Annotated in this window: 19 protein-coding genes and 3 pseudogenes; 10 read left to right on the forward strand and 12 right to left on the reverse strand. The window is 69.5% G+C overall.

From position 1 onward, the window contains the following. Positions 1-139: 139 nt before the first annotated feature. Entirely contained in the window at positions 140-271 is a 132-nt protein-coding gene (locus ALMP_RS44335) for a hypothetical protein (RefSeq protein WP_375803442.1), read from the reverse strand. Between the two features lie 410 nt (positions 272-681). Next, positions 682-1,686 (reverse strand): YafY family protein, encoded by a 1,005-nt coding sequence (locus ALMP_RS06215; RefSeq protein ID WP_264925206.1) that lies wholly within the window; start codon positions 1,684-1,686, stop codon positions 682-684. A 100-nt stretch (positions 1,687-1,786) separates the two neighbouring features. Between ALMP_RS06215 and ALMP_RS06220 the strand changes: the two genes are divergently transcribed. Further along, positions 1,787-3,025, forward strand: coding sequence for an NAD(P)/FAD-dependent oxidoreductase (locus tag ALMP_RS06220; RefSeq protein WP_264925207.1), 1,239 nt, complete (start codon positions 1,787-1,789; stop codon positions 3,023-3,025). A gap of 146 nt (positions 3,026-3,171) precedes the next feature. On the opposite strand, the gene ALMP_RS06225 is transcribed toward ALMP_RS06220, so the two are convergent. After that, the gene (locus tag ALMP_RS06225) at positions 3,172-3,756 is read right to left on the reverse strand and encodes a TIGR03086 family metal-binding protein (protein WP_264925208.1); all 585 of its coding nucleotides are present in this window, start codon (positions 3,754-3,756) and stop codon (positions 3,172-3,174) included. Positions 3,757-3,897: 141 nt separating this feature from the next. On the opposite strand from ALMP_RS06225, the gene ALMP_RS06230 reads away from it, so the two are divergent. After that, a complete protein-coding gene (locus tag ALMP_RS06230) occupies positions 3,898-4,662 on the forward strand; it encodes a MerR family transcriptional regulator (protein WP_264925209.1) in 765 nt (254 codons plus the stop codon). Between the two features lie 29 nt (positions 4,663-4,691). Here the strand turns inward: ALMP_RS06230 and ALMP_RS06235 are convergent. Then, positions 4,692-5,573: pseudogene (locus tag ALMP_RS06235) on the reverse strand (IS5 family transposase). 404 nt (positions 5,574-5,977) lie between these two features. Here ALMP_RS06235 and ALMP_RS06240 point away from each other — a divergent pair. Beyond that, the gene (locus ALMP_RS06240) at positions 5,978-7,048 is read left to right on the forward strand and encodes a DUF2330 domain-containing protein (RefSeq protein WP_375803443.1); all 1,071 of its coding nucleotides are present in this window, start codon (positions 5,978-5,980) and stop codon (positions 7,046-7,048) included. A 195-nt stretch (positions 7,049-7,243) separates the two neighbouring features. Here ALMP_RS06240 and ALMP_RS06245 read toward each other — a convergent pair whose 3' ends face one another. The 3 genes and pseudogenes from ALMP_RS06245 to ALMP_RS06255 form a co-directional block, all read right to left on the reverse strand. After that, positions 7,244-7,915: a hypothetical protein gene (locus tag ALMP_RS06245; protein ID WP_264925210.1), complete on the reverse strand. Its 672-nt coding sequence runs from the start codon at positions 7,913-7,915 to the stop codon at positions 7,244-7,246. A gap of 312 nt (positions 7,916-8,227) precedes the next feature. Beyond that, positions 8,228-8,777, reverse strand: a pseudogene (locus ALMP_RS06250) (integrase core domain-containing protein); the annotation flags it as partial. Positions 8,778-8,882: 105 nt separating this feature from the next. Next, the gene (locus ALMP_RS06255) at positions 8,883-9,233 is read right to left on the reverse strand and encodes a hypothetical protein (RefSeq protein ID WP_264925211.1); all 351 of its coding nucleotides are present in this window, start codon (positions 9,231-9,233) and stop codon (positions 8,883-8,885) included. A 191-nt stretch (positions 9,234-9,424) separates the two neighbouring features. On the opposite strand from ALMP_RS06255, the gene ALMP_RS06260 reads away from it, so the two are divergent. Next, positions 9,425-9,703: a hypothetical protein gene (locus ALMP_RS06260; RefSeq protein ID WP_264925213.1), complete on the forward strand. Its 279-nt coding sequence runs from the start codon at positions 9,425-9,427 to the stop codon at positions 9,701-9,703. Between the two features lie 450 nt (positions 9,704-10,153). Here the strand turns inward: ALMP_RS06260 and ALMP_RS06265 are convergent, their stop codons facing one another. After that, positions 10,154-10,996 carry an IS5 family transposase gene (locus tag ALMP_RS06265; protein WP_264925214.1) on the reverse strand — a complete coding sequence of 281 codons (843 nt, stop codon included), beginning with the start codon at positions 10,994-10,996 and terminating at the stop codon, positions 10,154-10,156. A 464-nt stretch (positions 10,997-11,460) separates the two neighbouring features. On the opposite strand from ALMP_RS06265, the gene ALMP_RS06270 reads away from it, so the two are divergent. Both ALMP_RS06270 and ALMP_RS06275 read left to right on the forward strand, forming a co-directional pair. After that, positions 11,461-12,573 carry an ABC transporter substrate-binding protein gene (locus ALMP_RS06270; RefSeq protein WP_264925215.1) on the forward strand — a complete coding sequence of 371 codons (1,113 nt, stop codon included), beginning with the start codon at positions 11,461-11,463 and terminating at the stop codon, positions 12,571-12,573. Between the two features lie 159 nt (positions 12,574-12,732). Continuing rightward, entirely contained in the window at positions 12,733-14,028 is a 1,296-nt protein-coding gene (locus ALMP_RS06275; protein WP_264925216.1) for a cytochrome P450, read from the forward strand. On the opposite strand, the gene ALMP_RS06280 is transcribed toward ALMP_RS06275, so the two are convergent. Then, positions 13,997-14,854, reverse strand: a complete 858-nt coding sequence (locus tag ALMP_RS06280; protein ID WP_264925217.1) for a LuxR C-terminal-related transcriptional regulator — start codon at positions 14,852-14,854, stop codon at positions 13,997-13,999. The genes ALMP_RS06275 and ALMP_RS06280 overlap by 32 nt on opposite strands. 128 nt (positions 14,855-14,982) lie before the next feature. On the opposite strand from ALMP_RS06280, the gene ALMP_RS06285 reads away from it, so the two are divergent. The 4 genes from ALMP_RS06285 to ALMP_RS06300 all read left to right on the forward strand — a co-directional run bounded on the left by ALMP_RS06285 (position 14,983) and on the right by ALMP_RS06300 (position 20,234). Beyond that, on the forward strand, positions 14,983-16,677 hold the full coding sequence (locus tag ALMP_RS06285; RefSeq protein WP_264925218.1) for an AMP-binding protein: 1,695 nt from the start codon (positions 14,983-14,985) through the stop codon (positions 16,675-16,677). 54 nt (positions 16,678-16,731) lie between these two features. Beyond that, the gene (locus ALMP_RS06290; protein ID WP_264925219.1) at positions 16,732-17,979 is read left to right on the forward strand and encodes an acyl-CoA dehydrogenase family protein; all 1,248 of its coding nucleotides are present in this window, start codon (positions 16,732-16,734) and stop codon (positions 17,977-17,979) included. Further along, positions 17,976-18,746 carry an SDR family NAD(P)-dependent oxidoreductase gene (locus tag ALMP_RS06295; protein ID WP_264925220.1) on the forward strand — a complete coding sequence of 257 codons (771 nt, stop codon included), beginning with the start codon at positions 17,976-17,978 and terminating at the stop codon, positions 18,744-18,746. Before ALMP_RS06290 ends, ALMP_RS06295 begins: the two co-directional genes overlap by 4 nt. A gap of 132 nt (positions 18,747-18,878) precedes the next feature. Continuing rightward, the gene (locus ALMP_RS06300) at positions 18,879-20,234 is read left to right on the forward strand and encodes an MFS transporter (RefSeq protein WP_264925221.1); all 1,356 of its coding nucleotides are present in this window, start codon (positions 18,879-18,881) and stop codon (positions 20,232-20,234) included. 258 nt (positions 20,235-20,492) lie between these two features. Here ALMP_RS06300 and ALMP_RS06305 read toward each other — a convergent pair whose 3' ends face one another. From ALMP_RS06305 to ALMP_RS44115, 3 genes and pseudogenes are all read right to left on the reverse strand, one after another. Further along, positions 20,493-20,756: a hypothetical protein gene (locus tag ALMP_RS06305; RefSeq protein WP_264925222.1), complete on the reverse strand. Its 264-nt coding sequence runs from the start codon at positions 20,754-20,756 to the stop codon at positions 20,493-20,495. Between the two features lie 87 nt (positions 20,757-20,843). Then, positions 20,844-20,984, reverse strand: coding sequence for a hypothetical protein (locus ALMP_RS06310; protein ID WP_264925223.1), 141 nt, complete (start codon positions 20,982-20,984; stop codon positions 20,844-20,846). A 128-nt stretch (positions 20,985-21,112) separates the two neighbouring features. After that, a pseudogene (locus ALMP_RS44115) lies at positions 21,113-21,211 on the reverse strand (IS5/IS1182 family transposase); the annotation flags it as partial. Positions 21,212-21,329 lie beyond the last annotated feature (118 nt).

The raw sequence follows: 21,329 nt of genomic DNA on the forward strand, positions 1-21,329 counted from the left end.
GAGACCGGCCTGACCATCAGACCTGCCTGACCAACGGCACGACACCACGAGTTCAACCTCAGTAGGACGCTGATGGGAACGCGATCGCCGTGAAATGCGCCTGTGAGACTTCGTGCGTGGGCGCGCTCGAATGGCATGGTCAGCCCTCTGGGTCGAAGCCTCGGTCGAAGCCGTGCAGCAGCGGCTCCAACTCCTGAGCGGCACGGCAGAGCGAGCACAGCCGCACGCCCGCCTTCTCGGCGGCGTCCAGAGAGCGTTCCAGCTCCAGCACCGCGCGCCTTGCGGGGCCTCGTCACAGTCCGGGGCGTGCAGGACGCCGCGGTCGGGTCCGAGGGCGTCCAACTTCTGCAGCACCCAGCCGGTCGGCCGGCGCGGCCCGAGGACCTCATGAACCAAATCGCTGAGCTTGAACTTAAGGAACAGACCGCTATCCCAGCCAAGCGCCGCGGTATTGGCCTCGTTGATTTCAATGAACAGTGCTTGTTTATGGTTTCCGGAGGCAGTTGGCGATCAACGGGCTCGTGAATGTCGAGGAGAAATGACGGCACTGCCGAGTCGCGAAAGTGGGGCGGCTGGCCGTCGAAGCAAGCCCTGCCCGAAGCTACGCCGAAGCGACAAATAACTAAGCGCGAGGCTCTGCCTCGCGACTGCTCTCGGGCAAAGGGCCGTCCATGGAGATGGCTACGGTCTTCCTTCGGTGTCCTCGACGGTGGCCAGTCGGTGGGCAATGCGCCGGCATGTCTGGGCGAGTTCGGGTGGGTGGAGGTCGGTGAGTTCGGTGTCGAAGGTGGCGAGGATCCCGGCGATGCCGGCCCAGGACCAGGCTCCGAGGGTGAGCCGGCAGTGCTCGGTGTCGAGGTGTTCGACGACCGAGCCGCCCGGTGCGAAGCGGGCGACGACGTCGGCCGGCAGGTGGAGTCGGGCGCTGCCGGTGCACGGCCAGGCGGCGGTGGTGTCACCGCGGTCGTGACTGCTCATGACGAAGCGAGCGAGGTCGTCGTAGGGAAGCTCGCGCGGGTTGAAGTGGTGCGCGGTGGGGCGGGGGCGGAGCCGGTCGACCCGGTGCACTCGCCACTGATCGTCTTCGAGGTCGTAGGCGACCACATACCACCGGCCGGCCCAGACGACCAGATGGTGGGGCTCGAGGCGGCGGGCGGGCAGGAAGTCGTCGTCACCGGAGGCGGGGCGTGAGCCGTCGGCACGCAGCATTTCGGTGACGAGTACGTGGCGGTGGCGCACCGCGGCTCCCACGGCGGTGAGCGCGGTCGGGTCGATGGGGGGTGCGGGGAACTCCCAGTAGTTCTGCAGCCTGGTTAGGCGTAGGGACTTCATGTGTTCCCGCAGCGCGGCGGGTATGGCCTGTTCCAGGGTGACCAGCGCCCGCGCCGTGTCGTCCTCCAGGCCGAACACCGTGCTGGGTGCGGTCTGCAGGGCCACGGCGACCGCGAGTGCCTGGTCGTGGTCGAACACCAGCGGAGGGAGGGTGTGCCCTGCGCCGAGCTGATAACCGCCATCGGGCCCGTGGACGGTGGTGATCGGGTATCCGAGCTGGCGCAGGGTCTCGATGTCACGGCGGACGGTGCGCTCACTGACTCCAAGCGCGGTGGCGAGCTCGCGCAGTGGCCACAGGCGGCGCGATCCGAACAGGGACAGTAGCCGCAATGCCCGTCGTGAGGTACTCGCCATCGTCCCATCATGCCACCGGTAGTGGCCACTCGGTGTCCACTACCGGTGTCACTGTTGAGTGCCCGTGCAGGCAAACAGTGGTGGAAAAGGACGGACAGGTATGCGTGTTGTCGTGGTCGGTGGCGGGATCGGTGGACTCGCACTGGGGGCGGGGTTGCGCCGCAGGGGGTTCGAGGTGGCGGTGTTCGACCGCGACACCGACGTGGCGGCGACAGGCGGTTACCACATCACCCTGGACGAGCGGGCCCAGTCGGCGATGCGGGAGCTGGTGGCGCCGGAGATCATGCAGCGGCTGCTGGCGTCGGCCTCGGCGCTGCGGCTGCGCGACCGCGACGCGTTCTGGGACCGTCGCGGCCGACTACTCGGCCGCGGGCCGGATCTCAGCGGCGATTCCAGCATCGATGTCGATCGCATCACTCTGCGCATGCTGCTGGCCGAGGAGGTCGGCGATGACCTGCATCTGGGGCGGACGGTGTCCGGCGTCGGCCAGGGCGACGACGGTGCACCCCGTGTGCTGTTCACCGACGCCGCACCTGTCTCAGCGGATCTGGTGGTGGGCGCGGACGGTACCCACTCCCTGGTTGCCCGCCACCTGGCGGGAGGCCGGACCAACAGCCCGGCGGGCATCATCGGGTTCTCCGGCCGTACCCTCCGCACTGACCTGAGTCCCGGTGAACAGCAACGGCTCGGTCCACGATCAGGGCTGGCTGTGGGACCACGGGGGGCGGCGTTGTACGTCGGCTTCCTCGACCCGGTCGGCAACGCCGTGCTCGACGCCCCCGAGCTGCGGATGTCCGTCACCACCGGCCCCACTTACATCTGGGGCGCCATGTTCCCCGAATCCGCGGCGACCGACTCTCTGCGCGCCCTGTGCGACGGCGAGTTGCAAGCTGCGCTGCTCGGAAGGTTCCGGGAGCGGGGCTGGGCCGAGCACATGCTTGAGGTCATCGCACGCGCCGACCCGAATAGCGTGGCGGCATACCGCTTCAACGCCGCGTCGACCCGCGCCGCCAAGCTCGCGCCCTGGCCCGCGGGGCGTATCACCGCGCTTGGCGACGCCGTCCATGCGACACCACCGACCGCCGGAATGGGGGCAGGCGCGGCCATCCGTGATGCTGCCGCCCTGCTTCAGCACTTGGGCGAGGTCGCTGACGGCGGCGCCACGCCGACCGAGGCCGTGAACCGTTTCGAGGCGGGCATGCGCCGGCGCGGCAGCGAGATCCTCACCCTTGCCATGCGAACGGTCCGCCTGGTCCTGGCGACCGACACCGCACTCGGCGCCGCCGCTACCGCCGTGGCCACCCCGATCCTGGCCGCCACGGCCCGGCTGCGTCGTTGACGATCAGTGTCAGTGCAGGCCGTGCGGCTCGCAGCTCAGCTTGTTCCCTGCCCTCCGGAATCAAATAGTCCGCCGAACAGGCCGGTCCGCAAAGAGGTGCGCCGCCGTTGGTTCTGCCGACCCAAGGTCGCGATGCGCGCTGCTGACTACGGCCTGCGCCCCAGGTAGGCGGCCAGCCGGGTGTAGATGTCGGCGTCGTCGGGCACCACTACGACCGGGCTGAACGGGCCCTGTTCGCTACGGTCCTCTGGCGGCGCGAACTTCGAGAATGCCTCGAGTGCCCGCGCGGCAAGGTCGGGGTCGGGTTCGGCAAGTCGCCGGGTGGCATGGGCGAGGTCCCAGGAATGAGCAGTGAACTCGTGGGTGTATGCCTCGAGAGCATCCCGGCCGGGCAATGTGGCCCACGGGAGGGTGACCATTCGGTCGAGCTTCTCGTCATCGGCCCACACTCGCTCGACCTCGCTACGGGCCCGGGTGAATGCGCCTGCCCAGCCGTCGTCGGCGATGCCATCGATCACATCGGGGACGTCGCGGGCATCGCCTCCGGTACCGACACGGACGAGCTTGTGCAGCACTGAAACCGCATGCCCGAGCAGCGCGCGAACGTCGTAATCGGCACAGGGAGTGCGGTTGCTCAGCTCATCGCGACTCACAGCCGCAACCGGTTTCCCGGCTTGATCAAGTGCCCGGGCGAAGACCGGACGCGGGTCGTGGGCCAGTTCAGTTGTCATGATGCGGAGGCTAGGGCCTGTCCGACGGGTCAGGCCCTGGTGCCTGTCCAACAGGGCTTCGGGCTTGCGCTTTCCGTTGCGGCAACTTCTACGGTCATGTGTGGGGCCGGAGAGACCGGCCCGGCGAGGGAGGCACCGGCAATGGCCTGGTCGATCGCGGAGGTGGCGCGGATGTCCAAGGTGACATCGCGGACGCTGCGGCATTACGACGAGATCGGCCTGCTGCCGCCCGCATGGATCGGGAGCAACGGGCACCGCTACTACGAGGAGGCCGATCTGCTGCGGTTGCAGCAGATCCTGCTGATGCGGGAGCTGGACCTGGGGCTGCGCGAGATCCAGGCGGTCCTGGACAGCCAGCTCGACCAGGTGGCCGTGCTCCGTGAGCACCACCAACGGCTGCTCGCGGAACGGGACCGGCTGGAGACGCTGGCCCGTACGGTCGGCCGCACCATCGCCGAACTGGAAGAAGGTAAGGGCAAGGGACATATGGCGAAGATCAACAAGCCGGAGAACCTGTTCGAGGGGTTCCAGGCCCCCTCCGATGCCGAGGCCGAGGTACGGGAGCGGTGGCCGCAGGCGTGGGAGCAGTCCCGGCAGGCCGTCGAGGCGATGACCTCCGAGGACACGGAGCGCTGGCAGCGTGAGGTGACGGCGCAGATGATTCGTATGGCGGAGTTCATGGTGGCCGGCACGCCGGTATCCGACCCTGCGGTACAGGCCGAGGTGCATGCCAACTACCAGGGCATCTGCCGGTTCTGGACCCCGACCGCGGCCGCGTACAAGGGAGTGGGCCAGACCTATGTCGACGACCCGCAGATGCGGGCCAACTTCGACAAGATCGCCGAAGGTCTCGCCGTCTACCAGCGCGATGCGATGACCGTGTACGCCGATGCCCGGCTAAGCTGACCGCACGCGCCTAAGGGCTGTTCGGCGGGTCATGAGCGCAGCCAGAGGCGAATGGCTGCGACGGTCACGGTGCCGTGGAAGATGTATGCCCTCTTATCGAATCGGGTGGCGACGGCACGGAAGCCCTTGAGGGCGTTGATCGTTCGCTCGACTTCATTCCTGCGCTTGTAGAGCGACTTGTCGAATCCGGTGGGCCGACCGCCCCGGCTGCCACGGTGCTGCCTGTTGGCCCGCTGGTTCCTCGGTTCGGGGATGGTGTGCTTGATCCGGCGCCTGCGCAGGTACCGGCGGTTACAACGGGATGAGTACGCCTTATCGCCGCTGAGGTGATCAGGCCGGGTGCGCGGGTGACCGCCACCCGGCCGTCGTACGCGAACGCGCTCAAGGACCGGGATCAACTGAGGTGCGTCGCCCCACTGCCCTGGCGTGATCAGCACCGCCAGGGGCCGACAACCGCCGTCTCCGGCGAGATGAATTTTCGTGGTCAGACCTCCCCTGGACCGGCCGAGAGCCTCGTCGGGGCGATGCTGAGCGGGCGGGATCCGTTTCCTTGGGATTCGCGGCGGACGCCTTCGAGCTCCGGCGGCATGCTGATGGGCCCGGCAGGTCGTCGAGTCAATGCCGACCATGCTCCAGTCGATCCGTTCCTCGGCGTCGGCGTCGGTCTGGACGGCACGCAGCACGTTCTCCCAGGTGCCGTCCGCCGACCAGCGCCGATGCCGGTCGTGGCAGGTCTTCCACTTCCCGAAGCGCGTCGGCAGGTCGCGCCAGGGGATGCCGGTTCACTGGCGGAAGAGAATGCCGTTGATCACCTTACGATGACACTTCCACCGCCCGCCCCGTCCCACGTTCTTCGGAAGGTGCGGCTCCAACCGAGCCCACTGCGCGTCAGAAAGATCGCCCCGCCCCACACCAGCCGGAACGATCTCGCCAATCACCGGTCACATGACCCATCGGACACGCTCTAGCTGTTCTGTCCCGGGAGGTTGTGGACGGCGACAGGGTTCACGGCTGACCGATCTCGAAATGGGTGAGGGCCTTCTGGCTCGGTGTGGGTTGCGAGATCTGGACCGGTGACCAGAAAGGCCCTCATGCCTCACCGTGATGCACCGCTGACCGAGACCGGAGGCCTGCCCTCCTCTTCACTCGCTCCGAGACGGAAGTCATGCCCGTGGGCGCCGAGTCCCTGACTGCGGTCCACCGTCGACATGACGGCACAGCGCACATCAGCGCCGCCTCGCGGGAACAGGGTCGGGAACCGGCCAGGTCCGTGCGCCGTCCGTACGTGCGAAGAACATCGGGGGGGGACAAGTACGTGAAACAGAAGCTGCTGATGGTCGTGCTGATGCTGGTCGGACTCCAGTTCGGCTCACTGATCAACCCCGCGTACGCGTGCGGCTGCGGCGCGATGGTGGTCGACGAGGCGATGCAGGTCAGTGTGGACCGGGAAGTTTCGGCGGTGCACTGGGACGGGCGCACCGAGCAGATCGCGATGCGGCTGACGGTCGACGGCAACGCCCCGGAGGCCGCGTGGATCATGCCCGTACCCGATCGGGCGACGGTCGAGCTGGGCGACTCCTCGCTGTTCGACGCCCTGGAGTACGAGATCAGGCCCGTGGTGCGCACCCGCACCCACTTCTGGCCGGACAGCGACGACTGGCCCTTCGACTGGTCCTCCGGCTACGGCTCCTCGGGCGCCGCCCCGCAGGACTCCGACTCCGTCGGCGTGGTCGGCCGCGAGCGCCTCGGCCCCTTCGACGTTGCCCGGCTGACCGCCACCGATCCGGACGCCCTGCGCGACTGGCTGGCCGACAACGGTTTCGAGCTCTCGGACGCCCTCGCGACCGAGCTGAAGCCGTATGTCGACGCGGAGTGGGAGTACGTGGCGGTCCGGCTGGCTCCCGAGGAGAGCGGTGAGGTGCTGAAGGGCAGCCTCGATCCGCTGCTGCTCAGCTTCACCAGCGAGGAACTGGTGTACCCGATGCGGCTGTCCCGGCTGGCGAAGACCCCTCAGTCGCTGGGGCTGTATGTGCTGGCCGACCACCGGATGGAGCCGCGTTCGGCGATCGGGGGGCAGGAGCCGGAGCTGCTGTACGCCGGGAAGGTCGTTCCCCAGGACGCGGTACGGGACTTCGCGGGATCCGGGGATCTCTTCCTCACGGCGTACCGGCAGAAGTTCCCCGAGCCGGATCGCATCAGCGGCGACCATGAACTGCGCAGGGCGAAGGCCGACACGCCGTACCAGCGCGTGTGGTACCACGAGGGCGGTGTGACGAGGGTCGGCGGCGTCCCGGCCTGGGCACTGACGGTGGCCGGATCACTGGCTCTCGTCGCTCTGGCAGTCCTGTTCAGGGTCCGGCGGGCGCGCTCGACCGCCAAGCGGTGAACAGCGGCACTTCACCGCTGCCGTCCGGCACCGCCTTGCTGAACGTCCTGGCACGGCCGGCGGCCCGGGCCCGCAGCGCCCGACCAGGGCGCACCGCGCCCCTGGCCGTGACTGCTGCCGCTCTTGCGCACGTCTGCGCCCGATCAGGGCCGGTCGCGCCCCCGGCGAGGGACGCGACCGGCGGCGCGGCTCCGGTCACTTCTTCCTGGTGTCCCACGCGTTGGGGCCGAAGGCGCGCAGCAGGACGACCAGCGCGGCCCCGAGCCGCCAGTCCAATCCCGGCGCGTGCAGATGCAACTTGTCGCCGCTGGATCTGAACTCCAGCGGAATCTGCCCACCCGCGCGCCACACGATGCGCCGGGGGCCACGCGCGACACCCTCATTGCCGGGGCTGCTGTCGAACAGGGCGATCACGAGAAACAGCACCTGCATGGGCAACAACAGCCACCACACGCACCACCAGAAGATCCGGCCCTTGAAGCCCACCGCCTCGGGGCCGCCGGCCTGCGTCACGGTCCAGCGGGTGCGCAGGCCTCTGCCACGGAGCGCCTTCTCGCGCACGAAAGTGCCGATGAGCTCACCGTGCGCGCCGAGCACCTGAAACGTCGCGACACCGCCGGTGGCCGACAGGGTCGACAAGGTGGCCACCCGCTCTCGGCGGTGCTCGTCGGCCCACAGGACGAAGGAGCGAGCGCCACTGCTGCGGGCCGCGAGGTATGCGGGTATGCCACCCGGCGGCAGTTCGCGCTCCACGTACGCGACCACCCGGGGCGGTGCGGATCCGTCGGAGAACTGGACCACATCCTTGACCGGCGCCGGAACGCCGACAGGTGCAGCGGCCCGGAGCCCTTCCCGGAAGACCCTCATGGTCAGTGAACTGCTCACCCGACGTGCTCCTTCGTGCCTGGGCAGGTGCGGCTCCGGTCGAGCCCACTTGACATCTGCTCAGACAACCGTGCCCCACATGCGACGGAACGATTCACTGGTCGGCCCGTCCCATGCCGAAGCGAGACCTCGAACGAAGTCGTGCACATGAAATCCGCGGTGATCACGCCGGACACCGACAGCTCACGAGTGGCCGGCACCGGTAGGGTCCACGGAGAACGTGGGCGGGCAGTTGAGTCCGGTCGGCCGTGTGGGGTCCTCCCAGAGCCGTCCGAGGGGGTCCTTCTCCTGGCCCTAGGCGTATTGCCCTGAGAGGTTGGGAACGCGGCTGGCGGGTGGTTGGCCCTTCAGCGCGGTGTGTCCGCGGTGGTGATTGTAGGTGTGCAGCCAGCCGGGGAAGGCGTCCCGTCGTTCTTGCTCGCTGCGGTAGGGGCGGGCGTAGGCCCATTCGTCGAGCAGGGTGCGGTTGAAGCGTTCGACCTTGCCATTCGTCTGCGGTCGGTAGGGCCGGGTTCGCTTGTGGGTGATCCCGGCCGCTGCCAGGGCATCCCGCCAGAGGTGAGACTTGTAGCAGGCTCCGTTGTCGGTCAGGACCCGCTCGACGGTGATCCCGCACGTAGTGAAGAACGCCTGTGCCCGGGCCCAGAAGGCGGTGGCGGTCTCCTTCTTCTCGTCGGTAAGGATCTCGCTGTAGGCGAGGCGGGAGTGGTCGTCGACGGCGGAGGTAGCTGTAGCCGGCGCTCGAGCGGATCTTGCGACCTGCTTGGCGGCCGAGGGTCTTGTGGCCGCCGCCGTCGGGGATGTTGCCGAGCTTCTTGATGTCGACGTGGACCAGCTCCCCGGGGCCGGTCGCGTTCTTAGACGGGTTCGTGCTGCCTGACTGGGGGCGGCTGGTTGAGACCGGTGAGGCCTGGGATTTGGTCCGTCTGCTTGCCTGATCCGCACCCACTCAGGACTTGGAGTAGTTCTCAGGTGAGGAACAAGACTTGAAGGTTCCGACCTCCTGGCAGACTGTGATCTTGATCCGGTCGATGCCCCCGACGAGGTCGGTGTCACCGATCGTGAAGTTGAAGTCCCGGACGGCGCCCAGGGCGCCGTAGTAGTCGGCGGTCCGAGTCGTGGATTCGATCTTTGTCGATCCGGCGTAGGCCTCGAAGTAGGCCACGGCGGATCCGTAGAAATCTACTTCATCGATTACGGTGCCCCGGACCATAGCGGTGCGGTTGTACCAGGTGATGGTTCCGTTGGTGTAGCCAATGTTGTTGAAGTCGGTGGGGCCGGAGAAGTCCACCTTGGTCACAAGAAACTGGTCTATCGGGTAGTCATCCGCTGCCTGCGCTTGGGATGCAGGCAGCGCAAACACGGCGGCCGTAGCGGCGGCTGCCGATCCAGCCACTAGAACTCTACGCAGACTCACAAATCCCGCCCTTTCGCCGCAAGTCGAACTGTCACGCAGGTGCGCAGGTCAACGCCAGCCAGCACGACGCCGGAATGTGGCCCTACAACTGTGCAGGGGTGCAAGGGCTTGCGCGGAAGCTCCTGAAGGCGAGCCCGATCGAAAACGTGGTGATCGACGGCGAGGAACACCCCGTGAAACTGGGTGTGTTCCTCACGGACAGCAAGACCCGTAGGGCCAAGCTCGCCGTACTCGGGCTGGAGTGGGCGGCGTTGACGTTAAAACTCAAGCTCAAAGAGCGTTTTGTCCTGGCGGGGGTGTTTGGTATCTCGCGCGAGGTTCGGGGGTTGGTGGCTGTGCACGTGGGCGTGTGAGGATCCGCTCGTGGAGTGCGATGTGTGTGGGCGGGCGATGTGGCGATGGCCGGTGGCGGCGACTGCGCGGGAAGAGGAGTTGTGGTCCTGTTCCTGGTGTTATGCCGCCACGCATGTGGGTGGCGAGTGGTTCGAGATCGCGCGGCCGCCGTACCTGCCGATGGAGATGCGCTGGGAGAAGGCCGTCGCAGACGGCCTTCCCGCCGACGTTTCCCACGCCTTCGGCTCTTCGACATGACCCTGTGCGGGATCCAGGAAGCCGGCATGTCGCCGTCTGACCACTGGTGGCTGCCGGAGCGGGGTAACGCCTGCGGTGCCTGCCGGGAAGCGGCGGGTGTCATCGACGAGCGCTGGCCGCAGGTCATGAGAGGCGAGGATGCGCGGGTCAGTGTGGTTCGGCGACCGGGTCCCGATAGCACTGTCTGAGTTCGTCCCTGCGTGGGCTGACGGCTATGCGTCCCTCCAGTTCGGAGTTGACTCCCGGGTGAGTCTGCGGCTCATCAGGTCGATCATCGCGACGCGGATCATGGCTTCGGAGCGGTGCGGATGGGTTTCGTAGTCGCGGGCGAGGCGGCGGTGATTCATGAACCAGCCGAAGGTCCGCTCGACGACCCAGCGCCGGGGGATGACCTTGAACCCCTTCTGCCCAGGGTCGCGCCGGGCGATCTCGACGTCGATGCCCAGGCGGGCGCCGTGGTCGATGGCCTTGGTGCGATAGCCGGTGTCAGCCCAGGCCTTCGTGACGCGAGGGTGGGCGGCGGCGATGTTCGAGAGCAGCCGGATGCCGCCGGCGTTGTCGGAGACGCTGGCCGCGGTGACCCAGACGGCCAGAAGCAGGCCGAGGGTGTCGACGCCGATGTGGCGCTTGCGGCCGGCGATCTTCTTGCCCGCGTCGATGCCCTGGCCGTCTGCCGGAACGTTGGCGGAGGTCTTGACGCTTTGGGCGTCGAGCACGCAGGCATTCGGTTCGGCATCCCGGCCCTCCGCCTCTCTCACGAGTCGGCGGAGGAGGCCGTTGAGCTGGTCGAACACGCCGTCTTTCTGCCAGGCGGCGAAGTACCCGTAGACCGTCTCCCACGGCGCGAAGTCGTGCGGCAGATATCGCCAGGGGATCCCCGTGCGGTCGACATAGAGGACCGCGTCCATGATCCGGCGCAGGTCATGCTCCGGTGGCCGCCCGATGTCCAGACCCTTCCCTCTCCGCTCGGCCCGCCAGGCCAACAAAGTGGGCGCCAGCAGTTCCCATCGGGCATCGGACAGGTCGCTCGGATATGGCCGCTGTCGTTGGCGCATGTCTCGGTAGTACCGTCGGCCGCCACCCCAGCCACAGGGCGCAAACGGAGGCGAGCGGGGGCACTTTGGGATCAGACAGGAGCGAAAGGATGGAAACGAACCTTCGCGAGTCGCTATCCCATTCGCCCATCACCGAGGGCTCATCCGAGGCCAACTGTCACACCCCAGCCGACCGCCCACAACACAACCAAACACCCCTGCCGGGACAAAACGCTCTTTAAGGACGTGTTTCAGAAGTGACCTTCCGAGGTGCAGGCCCTCGCTGGCGCCGATGACGATGAAGCTTGGCAGCTCAGCGAACAAATAATCGGTTGCCTATTGGCGATGGTGGTGGATCCAATGGTCGGCCTGATCACCCGAACGCGCCCACCGCGGCGAGACGTGATGAACACGAACCGCCGGTCCCGGCCGGCGCGCGATCCGGGCGGACCGCGACCGTATCGTCCCAGGGGAGACGCCACCCGATGAACACGCCACCATCGCCGTCCGGAGCGGAGCACGCACACGGCTCATCCGTCCGCCTGGGTGCTCTCGTCCCGCTGACGCGGCCCGGCTGGGTCGAGGCGGGCCGACACCTGCTCGCAGGACTCGACCTGGCCGTTCGCGAGGTCAACGACGCCGGCGGGATCGACGGCAGACCACTGGAGTTGGTGGTCCGGGACACCGCGGCCGATCCGGAGCGGGCCGCGGCGGCCGTGGACGAACTGGCCGGCCTGGGCGTGGCCGCCGTGGCGGGCGAGTACCACAGCGTGGTCGCCCGCGCCGCCGCCGCCCGGGCCGACGCCCTCGGCGTGCCGTTCCTCTGCTCGTCCGCGGTGCTCGACGCGCTCACCGAGGAGCCGACGGAGTGGGTCGCGCGCCTGGCCCCGGCCCAGTCCCACGGTTGGCGGATCTACGCGGACTTCCTCCTCGGCGCGGGCCGGCGTCACATCGCAGTGGCGACCCAGCCAGGCGTCTACTGGGCGTCCGGGATCCGCGTCCTGCGGGACCACCTCGCTCCCCGCGGCGGCACCGTCTTCGAACTCGACGCGAACGCGCTGACCCCCGAGGGCCTGTGCGACGCGCTCGTCGACCACGGCGCGACGGCGCTCCTCCTGCTGGTCGGCCATCCGGAGCCGGCGGTGCCGATCGTCAGGGCCGTCCGGGGCGACCGGCGGCTCGCGGAGGTCTTGATCGGCGCTCCGGCCGGACAACCGGAGTTCGCCGAATGGGCCGCGGCGCTGGGCGAGGACGGCGCCGGGATTCCGTTCCTGCGCTACCTGCCCGAGCGCCTCGGTCCGCTCGGCGAACGCGTCGGGAAGGAACTCCGCGAGCGGCTGGGCGAAGCGCCCTCCTTCGTCGCCTTCGAGGGCTGGGACGCCGTCGCCGTCCTCGCCGCGGTGCTGCGTTGCCACGGCACGGACCGGGCGGCCATCGCCGAGTCATGGCCGCGCGTGGCGGTTGAGGGCTCCCGCAGGCCGATCCAGTTCTCCCGTACGCCGGGCATCAGCGTTTGGCAATGGGCTTGGACACCAATACAAGTCGTTGATCGGGACCCGGCGGAACCCGATCACTTTCGGATCCTCCATGCCGGCTGAGAGAGACGGAAGTCCGACTGCCCAGATCTGTCCGAACCTCGAATGTGCTGGTCACAGCCACTCGTTGATGGCAGCGATGAGGACGGTCGCCTCGTAGCGGACGGCGAGCTTGTCGTACCTCGTGGCGACGGCGCGGTGTCTGTCAGCCGCCACCAGGACGTGCGCCACGTACTGCTGGACCCGGACGTCTTCCTTCCCGACAACGCCCAGCACAGCGTCAGCCCGCTGCCCGTGGCCGTGTTGCGGGTGCTCGCCCGTGGCGGTTTCGCCCTTCCGCCCGCGCTCGCCAACAACGGCACCCCGATCCATCCCGGACTGCGCCGACTGGTCACCCGGTTCTTCCACGCGAACCGTGTCGCGGACGCCGTACCCGTGATCGAGCGCATCGCCGACGGACTGCTCGACGAGGTGCGATCGCAGCTCGACTCGACCGGCGACTGCGATCTGTTCACCTCGTTCGCGCAGCTTCTCCCCTGCGAGGTGCTGATGGAGCTCCTCGGTATACGGGGAGTGGATCCGGCCACCCTCATCCGCTGGAGCGACGCCTCGCTGGAGCTGTTCTGGGGCAGGCCCCCGCTCGAACGGCAGCTGGAGCTGGCGGAGCTCGTCGTGGAGTTCCACCAGTGGCTCACCGGCACCGTGCGCGGCGGCACGGCCGCTCCCGACTCGTTCATCGGGGCGCTCGCACGGCACCGGCTGCCCGACGGCGGGCCGTTGGACGTCGCGACCGCGGTCGGCGTGTGCTTCTTCGTCTTCATCGCCGGCCAGTCCACGACCGGGCAGCTCATCACCACCGTGCTGCGCCGGGCGCTGGCCGAGTCCGGAATGTGGCCGCGCGTGGCCGGGGAAGCGGGTCTGGCCGAGGCCTGGGTGGAAGAGGTCCTGCGGCGCGAGCCGCCCGTGACCACCTGGCGCCGGGTGACGACGCGGGCCACCGAAGTGAGCGGGGTACGCCTGCCGGCGGGCGCACAGGTGCTGGTGATGCTCCTGGGCAGCGGATCCGATCCGGAGGTCTTCCCGTCCCCGGAACGCATGTGTCCGCGCCGGGAGAACATCCGTCACCATCTGTCCTTCGGCGTCGGCCGGCACCGCTGCCGGGCGCTTCGCTGGCACGCACGGAGGCCGCGGTCGCCCTGCGGGCGGCGGCCCGCGGCCTGCCCGGCATCCGGCCGGCGGTCGGGGCCGGGGAACCGCCGATGCTCGGCCTGTTGTCGTTCCGGGCGCCCCTGGCTCTGGTCGTCGAGTAGCGGCGGCCGCGCGTCGGAGCCGTGTCCCTCACGGGCCGAACGCTTGAGGCGGCCCTTCCTCACGCTTGGGGCAGCCCTTCCTCAAGCTCGGGGACGCGCGGGCCGACACCGGGCGACGCGGTCCCGCCGCGACCGCGGTCACCGCGGTCGCGTCTTCGGCGCGCGGCCGACCGCCCCTACGGCAGCAGACCCCGCCGTCGGGCGGTGACGACCGCGGCGAGTCGTGTGCGGGTGTCGAGTTTGCGCATCGCGCTGCGCAGATACGCCTTGACGGTCTCGGGCCGGAGACCGAGGCGGCGGCCTGCTTCGGCGTTGGTGCAGCCCAGGGCGATCTGGGCGAGCACGTCGATTTCCCTGGGCGACAGCGGCGTGACCGGCTCGGGCTCCGGTGCCGCGCCGAGGGCGGCCAGGCGGCGGGACGCGGCGCCCAGCCGGGCGCGAAGGGCGTCGTCCTCGACGTCCTGAGCGATCATCCGCAGCTCCGCGTGGAGTTCGCGGACCTCCTCGACCATGAACCGGTCCCCGGCGGGCTCGCTCTGCGCGACCCGCAGGAGCCGCAGGCGCCGATCGACCTCGTCCCGTACGGCGACCTCGCCGGCCAGCCGCCGCGAGGCGTCCACGACCACGTCCGTCGCCCTGTCCCCCAGGGGTGTGGTGCCCCGGCTCGCGCCGTACAGCACGCCGCGTACGGCTCCGGCCACGACCACGGGAACGGCGACGACGGAACGGATGCCCTCCGCGTGCACCGGGCCGTCGTAGTCGTGCGTGATCGACCGGTCCGCCCCGTAGTCGGCCACGGCGGCGGGCCGCGCACTGGCCAGGACACGACCACCCAGGCCGGTCTCGGTGCGCACGTCGAGGCCGCGCAGCGCGGCCGTCCGGGCACCGATGAACTGCGACAGGTTCAGCACGTGTCCGCGCACCTGACCGCCGAAGACGACCGGGATGCGCGAGCGCTGGTGAAGCGATCGGAGGGCCTGCCGGAAGGCGTCCCCGTCGTCGGGCCGCAGGGAGGTGTCCGTACTGGAGTGCATTGCCACTGCCCCTTTCCGGGGGTAGTCGGCGCCGTGCGTGACGCGCAGCATGTGTCAGCAGCGCGCAGCATAAGGCGCGGTAACGCCTCTGTAAAAGGTCCTGTCCATGAGAGAGGGAGTGGGCTGTCGTGACTACCCACGGTCGTTCCACTGAGGTGCGGGAGCACTCCCCCGCCCCGGCCGCGCCGGAGCAGCGGGTGCGGGAACTGCTCGCGCTCTTCGATTCTCCGGCCGCCTGTGCCGCGGAATTGCTGTGCGACCGCCACCCCGAGGAGGCGGTGGCCTTCACGGTCGTGGACGCGGACCTGTCCGCCGAAGACCTCACCTACGGACGGCTGCGCCGCGAGTCCGCCCGTTTCGCCGCCGCGCTGGCCGATCTGGGTGTCGAGCCGGGGGACGCCGTCGCCACGCTGATGGGCAAGTCGGCCGACCTGGTCGTGGCCCTGCTGGGCATCTGGCGGCGGGGCGCGGTGCACCTGCCGCTGTTCACCGCGTTCGCCCCACCCGCGATTCGGCTCCGGCTCGACGCAGGCCGGGCGAAGGTCGTCGTGGTCGACGCGGATCAGCGCGCCAAGCTCGCACCCGGTGACGACATGCCGGCCGATCCGGCCTGGCTGACCGTGCTCGCCGGTGACACGGCGGACGAGGGCTCCCTCTCCTTCACGGGGCTGCTGGCCGGCTACACCGGAGACGAGCCGCAGGGCCGGGCCGTCGCCGTCGGCGGGGACGGGCCGCTGGTCCAGCTGTTCACCTCGGGCACGACGGGCACGCCGAAGGGAGTCCCCGTGCCGGTCAAGGCACTGGCCTCCTTCCAGGCGTACCTGGAGTTCGGCCTCGACGTACGCCCCGACGACGTGTTCTGGAACGCCGCCGACCCCGGCTGGGCGTACGGCCTGTACTACGCCGTCCTCGGCCCGCTGGCCACGGGCACCCGCAGTCTGCTGCTGCACGCGGGCTTCAGCCCGGCTCTCACCTGGCAGGTGCTCCGCACCTTCGGCGTCACGAACTTCGCGGCCGCTCCCACCGTGTACCGCAGCCTCAAGGCCGCGTCCGACCCCGTTCCGGAGGGCGTGCGGCTGCGGCGGGCCTCGTCGGCCGGTGAACCGCTCACACCGGAAGTCGTCTCCTGGTCCGAGCAGGTTCTCGGCGTGGCGGTACGCGACCACTACGGGCAGACCGAGCACGGCATGGTGATCGTGGGCGGCTGGGCCGACGCCGTACGGACGTCGGTCCCGCCCGGCTCGATGGGCAGGCCGCTGCCCGGCTGGTCGGCCGAGGTGCTGCACGACGACCGGGACGAGCCGGCGCCGCCGGGCACTCTCGGCCGTGTCGCGATCGACGTCACCGGCAGTCCGCTGCTGTGGTTCTCCGGGTACGTGGACGCGCCGGAGAAGACCGCCGAGCGCTTCAGCGCCGACGGCCGCTGGTACCTCACCGGCGACGCGGGCGCCCGGAACGCCGACGGCGACTTCTTCTTCTCCGCCCGCGACGACGACGTGATCATCATGGCGGGCTACCGCATCGGCCCGTTCGACGTGGAGAGCGTGCTGGTGCAGCACGAGAGCGTCGACGAGGCGGCCGTCGTGGGAGTGCCGGACGCCCTGCGCGGCGAGGTGCTGGAGGCGTACATCGTGCTGCGTGATCCGGCGGCGGGCGACGCGGCCCTCGCGGAGGAGCTGCAGCACTTGGTCAAGCGCAGGTTCGCCGCGCACGCCTATCCCCGGACCGTGCACTTCACCGACCGGCTGCCCAAGACACCCAGCGGCAAGATCCAGCGTTTCCTGCTGCGCGAGCGGCGCGCTCTGGAGATCCGGCAGTCCTGAACCGTCGTCGACGGCCCGTCTCTCGTTCCATCCGCTCAGTGGAGGTTCGCCCCGATGTCCCGCACACCCGTGTCCCGACTGCTGCCGACCGAGGAGGCCGCGGAGCTGTTGGAGCTGACACGCGCCATAGCCGACGGAGCACTGGCTCCGCGCGCCGCGGAGGACGAGGCCGCCGAGCACTTCCCGCGCGACGTCTTCCGCACCCTGGGCCGCGCCGGGCTGCTCGGGCTGCCCTTCCCCGAGGAGTGGGGCGGCGCCGGACTGCCCTACGAGGTCTACGTGCAGGTTCTTGAGGAGATCTCGGCGCGCTGGGCGAGCGTCGGTATCGGCGTGAGCGTGCACGCGCTGTCCTGTTTCGCGCTGGCGAACCACGGCACCGACGAGCAGCGGGGGCAGTGGCTGCCGGAGATGCTCGGCGGGGAACTGCTGGGCGCGTACTGCCTGTCGGAGTCCCACGCGGGCTCCGACCCGGCCGCGATGCGCACCCGCGCCGACCGGGAGGCGAACGACGGGGACGAGAGCGGCGACTACGTACTGCGTGGTGAGAAGGCATGGACCACCCACGGCGGGCACGCCGATTTCTACACCGTCATGGCGCGCACCGGCGAACACCGCAGCCAGGGCATCTCCTGCTTCCTGGTCCCGGCCGACGCACCGAACCTGTCGGCCGACCCCCCGGAACGCAAGATGGGCCTGACGGCGCAGGCCACCGCGACCATGCGCTTCGACGGTGTACGCGTCTGCGCCGGGCGCAGGATCGGCGCGGAGGGCCAGGGCCTGTCCCTGGCGCTCGCCGGCCTCGACGCGGGTCGGCTGGGCATCGCGGCCGTCGCCGTCGGGCTGGCCCAGGGGGCGTTGGACGACGCCGTGGCCTATGCGAAGGAGAGGGAGGCGTTCGGCCGGCCGATCATCGATCACCAGGGGCTGGCGTTCCTGCTCGCCGACATGGAGGCCGCCGTGGAGTCCGCCCGCGCGACGCTGCTGTCGGCGGCCCGGCGCAAGGACGCCGGTCTGCCGTACGGCCGCCAGGCCAGTATCGCCAAGCTGGTCGCCACCGAGGCCGCGATGCGGGTGACCACGGACGCCGTCCAGGTCTTCGGCGGCGCGGGCTACACCAGGGACTTCCCCGTGGAGCGGTACATGCGGGAGGCGAAGGTGATGCAGATCTTCGAGGGCACCAACCAGATCCAGCGCATGGTCATCAGCCGGGAACTCGCCCGTGGCCGCCGCGGGCCCGTCGCCCACGTCCTCTCCCTCGCCTCCCCTGATTTCCCTCACCCCCTGGAAGGGAACCGGTCGTGAACCTCACCGGAACCGCCGCCCTCGTCACCGGCGGCGCCAGCGGCCTCGGCCGCGCGACCGCCACCGAACTGCTGCGCACCGGGGCTCATGTGGTGATCGCCGACCTGCCCTCCTCCCCCGGCGAGGCTGTCGCGAGGGAACTCGCCGCCATCGGGCCCACGGTGCGCTTCGTCCCCTGCGACGTGACCGATGCCGACGACGTCCGGGCGGCCGTGGACGCCGCCGGCGAGCCCGCTCCGCTGCGTACGGCCGTGAACTGCGCGGGAGTCGCCACTCCCGGGCGCATGCTGTCGCGGGAAGGACCGCTCGCCCTGGACGACTTCGCCCGGGTGGTCCACATCAACCTGACCGGCACCTTCAACGTGTTCCGGCTCGCCGCCCACCGCATCTCCGAGACCGAGAGCGTCGACGGCGAACGCGGGGTGCTCGTCGCCACGGCCTCGGTCGCCGCGTACGACGGGCAGATCGGCCAGGCCGCGTACGCCGCCTCGAAGGCCGGCGTCGCCGGGCTGACGCTCCCCGCCGCCCGCGAACTGGCCCGGCACCGCATCCGGGTGATGGCCATCGCACCGGGCCTCTTCGACACCCCCCTGATGGCGGGGCTCCCTCAGGACGCCCGTGACTCGCTCGGCCGTCAGGTGCCCCACCCGGCCCGCCTCGGCGATCCGTCCGAGTTCGCCGCCCTGGTCCGCCACATCGCCGAGAACCCGATGCTGAACGGTGAGGTCATCCGCCTCGACGGCGCCATCCGGATGGCGCCCCGTTGACGGAAGGAGAGAGAACTCCGCGTTCCCGTCCTCTGCCCTCTCTCTCACTCCCCCCGCCGTGGTTCCGAAGTCCCCTTCCCCTTCCCCTTCCCCCTGTCCCCGCCCTGTTCTGCTGAGTCAAAGGAGAGTCAGATGGAGCACCCAACGAACCGCTCGACATCCATGCGCCGTGTCGCCACCGCCAGTTGTGTCGGCACCACCATCGAGTTCTACGACTTCTTCATCTACGGCACGGCCGCCGCCCTGGTCTTCCCGCAGGTGTTCTTCCCCGCGCTGGGCAGCGCCGCGGCGACCGTCGCGTCGTTCGCGACCTTCGCGGTCGCCTTCGTCGCCCGCCCGCTCGGGGCGATCGGGTTCGGGCACTACGGCGACCGCCTGGGCCGCAAGAACACCCTCATCGCCACCCTCATGCTGATGGGGATCTCCACGGTCGTGATCGGCCTGCTCCCGGGCGCCTCCACCATCGGCGTCGCCGCGCCCATCGCCCTGGTGGTCCTGCGCTTCCTGCAAGGGCTCGCCGTCGGCGGTGAGTGGGCCGGCGCGACCCTGCTCGCCGCGGAGTACGCCCCACCGGCCAAGCGCGGGCTGTACGGCGTCTTTCCCCAACTCGGCGCGGCCATCGCGTTCGCCCTGGCCAGCGGCACGTTCCTCACCGTGAACATTGCGCTCGGCGAGACCAACCCGGCCTTCCTCGACTGGGGCTGGCGTATCCCGTTCCTCCTCAGCGCCGTCCTCGTCGGCCTGGGCCTGTGGGTGCGCACGGCCATCGAGGAGACCCCGGCCTTCCGCAACGAGCGCGAGCGGCGGAACGACGGGGCGAAGCGGGCCAAGCCCCCGATCCTCGACGTCTTCCGCGCCCAGCCCCGCGAGGTCCTGCTCGCCGGCGGCGTGCTGACGATCGTGTTCGCGCTGTTCTACCTGGGCACCGCCTTCCTCACCAGCTACGCCACCAGCACCGCCGGGGCCGGACTCGAGCGTCGCACCGTGCTGATCCTCAACATCGTCGCCGCGGTCGTGTTCGGCGTGACCACGGCGGTGTCGGGAATCGTGTCCGACCGGTTCGGACGCCGAAGAGTGATCGTCACCTGCTGCGCGCTGTCGATTCCCTGGGCGCTGGTCCTCTTCCCGATCATGGACACCGGGTCGGTGACCGGCTTCGCCGTCGCCCTCCTCGGCACCCTGGCGATCTTCGGGATCGCCTACGGCCCGGTCGGCGCCTACCTGCCCGAGATGTTCCACACCCGCTACCGCTACACCGGCGCCGGGATGGGCTACAACCTCGGGGGCGTCCTCGGCGGAGCCGTCGCCCCGCTGCTCGCGGCCCAACTCGTCGGCGGCTACGGCGGCTACGCCGTCGGCCTCATGATCGCCGCGCTCGGACTGCTCAGCCTGGTCTGTGTCATCGCTCTGGGCGAGACCAAGCATCGCGCCGTCGACGCGGCGCCGGAGACCACCACCGACGTCAAGGACAGGCTCACCCCAGCCTGACCAGCGTGGTTCCCCGCAGAGGCGAGCAGCAGAGCAGAGGCTCCCCCGCGCGGATCGTACGAGCCGGACGACACTGCCGCGATCACGGACACTCTCCCCGCCCGTGATCGCGGCAGCCGCATGGACAGGAGTCTGCGCCCCTGACCGGTAGACCCGCAGACCGGCTCTCACCTGGTGAACCCAAGTGGCCGGGAGTCGGTGAGGGTGACTCACATCCGTGACTCCCGTGACACCCGTTACAGCCGTGACGTGGGCCTTTCACCCATGGTCGAAGCCCCGGCCGAGGACCGGCGGGTGCTTCGCGTTGCCCCACTGGGGATCGGGTGCGGACCAGCGAGTGCGCCACATCGGCTTGTCCTGGCCGTCGGTGTCCTTCACCTTGCGGTGGAAGTGGCGCATGTACTTGTCGAACTTCGCCGCTGTCTTCGCGGCGTCCTCGGTGCAGTTGTCGGCCTCGATGAACAACAGCGGCAGCCCCACCTCCGGGGCAACGAGGACGATGTCGGTCCACGCACATCCCACGCCAGGGTTCCTCCACGTGCCCGTCGACGGGAGGGCGACCTCGGTGGCGTAGGAGGTGATGCTGCCGATCCCGTCGGGCGCGTCGACTCAGGCCTGGGCGGCCGCGACAGCTTCGGCCGGCTCATCGGCCACCAGATCCAGGTCGGGCTTCGGGCGGATCATCGCGATGACCGTCTCGTTGACCGTCATCGCGTGCGAGGCACCGGAGCGGCCCGCGCTCTTGGGCATGCCGCCCATCTCCTCCGGCCCCCGGTCCAACTCGAGTCCGGCGGCGGCTCCAACGCCCTGGCCCGAGCGCTCAAACCTTGATCGTTTCTTAGTGAGCGTTTGGTTCTCCGTTGCCCGTTTCATTTGGCTTAGCTGTCGCGCCAGTTGGTGGTGGTCTCGCGGGTGAGCCGCCGGGTCATGAGGTTGATGGCGGCGAGTTGGATCATTGCTGCTGATCGGTGCGGGTGGGGGGACTGTAAAACGTTCGGTGTAACTCCTGATCAAGGAAGATGCACCGATGACCAGTGAGAACGTGACCGGGCCCGAGTCCGTCGAGACGCCTGAACCGCAGCCGTCGAGGGCGGT

Origin of the sequence: Streptomyces sp. A012304, from assembly GCF_026008495.1 — a bacterium.
Taxonomy (GTDB): Bacteria; Actinomycetota; Actinomycetes; order Streptomycetales; family Streptomycetaceae; genus Streptomyces.

Bases quoted from the DNA above. Each gene is read 5' to 3' on its own strand.
- ALMP_RS06310 (WP_264925223.1), bottom strand. From the start codon at position 20,984: ATGCCCAAGAGCGCGGGCCGCTCCGGTGCCTCGCACGCGATGACGGTC.
- ALMP_RS06230 (WP_264925209.1), top strand. From the start codon at position 3,898: ATGGCCTGGTCGATCGCGGAGGTGGCGCGGATGTCCAAGGTGACATCG.
- ALMP_RS06265 (WP_264925214.1), bottom strand. From the start codon at position 10,996: ATGCGCCAACGACAGCGGCCATATCCGAGCGACCTGTCCGATGCCCGA.
- ALMP_RS06215 (WP_264925206.1), bottom strand. From the start codon at position 1,686: ATGGCGAGTACCTCACGACGGGCATTGCGGCTACTGTCCCTGTTCGGA.
- ALMP_RS06260 (WP_264925213.1), top strand. From the start codon at position 9,425: ATGTGGCCCTACAACTGTGCAGGGGTGCAAGGGCTTGCGCGGAAGCTC.
- ALMP_RS06290 (WP_264925219.1), top strand. From the start codon at position 16,732: ATGTCCCGCACACCCGTGTCCCGACTGCTGCCGACCGAGGAGGCCGCG.
- ALMP_RS06220 (WP_264925207.1), top strand. From the start codon at position 1,787: ATGCGTGTTGTCGTGGTCGGTGGCGGGATCGGTGGACTCGCACTGGGG.
- ALMP_RS06245 (WP_264925210.1), bottom strand. From the start codon at position 7,915: ATGAGGGTCTTCCGGGAAGGGCTCCGGGCCGCTGCACCTGTCGGCGTT.
- ALMP_RS06300 (WP_264925221.1), top strand. From the start codon at position 18,879: ATGGAGCACCCAACGAACCGCTCGACATCCATGCGCCGTGTCGCCACC.
- ALMP_RS06270 (WP_264925215.1), top strand. From the start codon at position 11,461: ATGAACACGCCACCATCGCCGTCCGGAGCGGAGCACGCACACGGCTCA.
- ALMP_RS06280 (WP_264925217.1), bottom strand. From the start codon at position 14,854: ATGCACTCCAGTACGGACACCTCCCTGCGGCCCGACGACGGGGACGCC.
- ALMP_RS06225 (WP_264925208.1), bottom strand. From the start codon at position 3,756: ATGACAACTGAACTGGCCCACGACCCGCGTCCGGTCTTCGCCCGGGCA.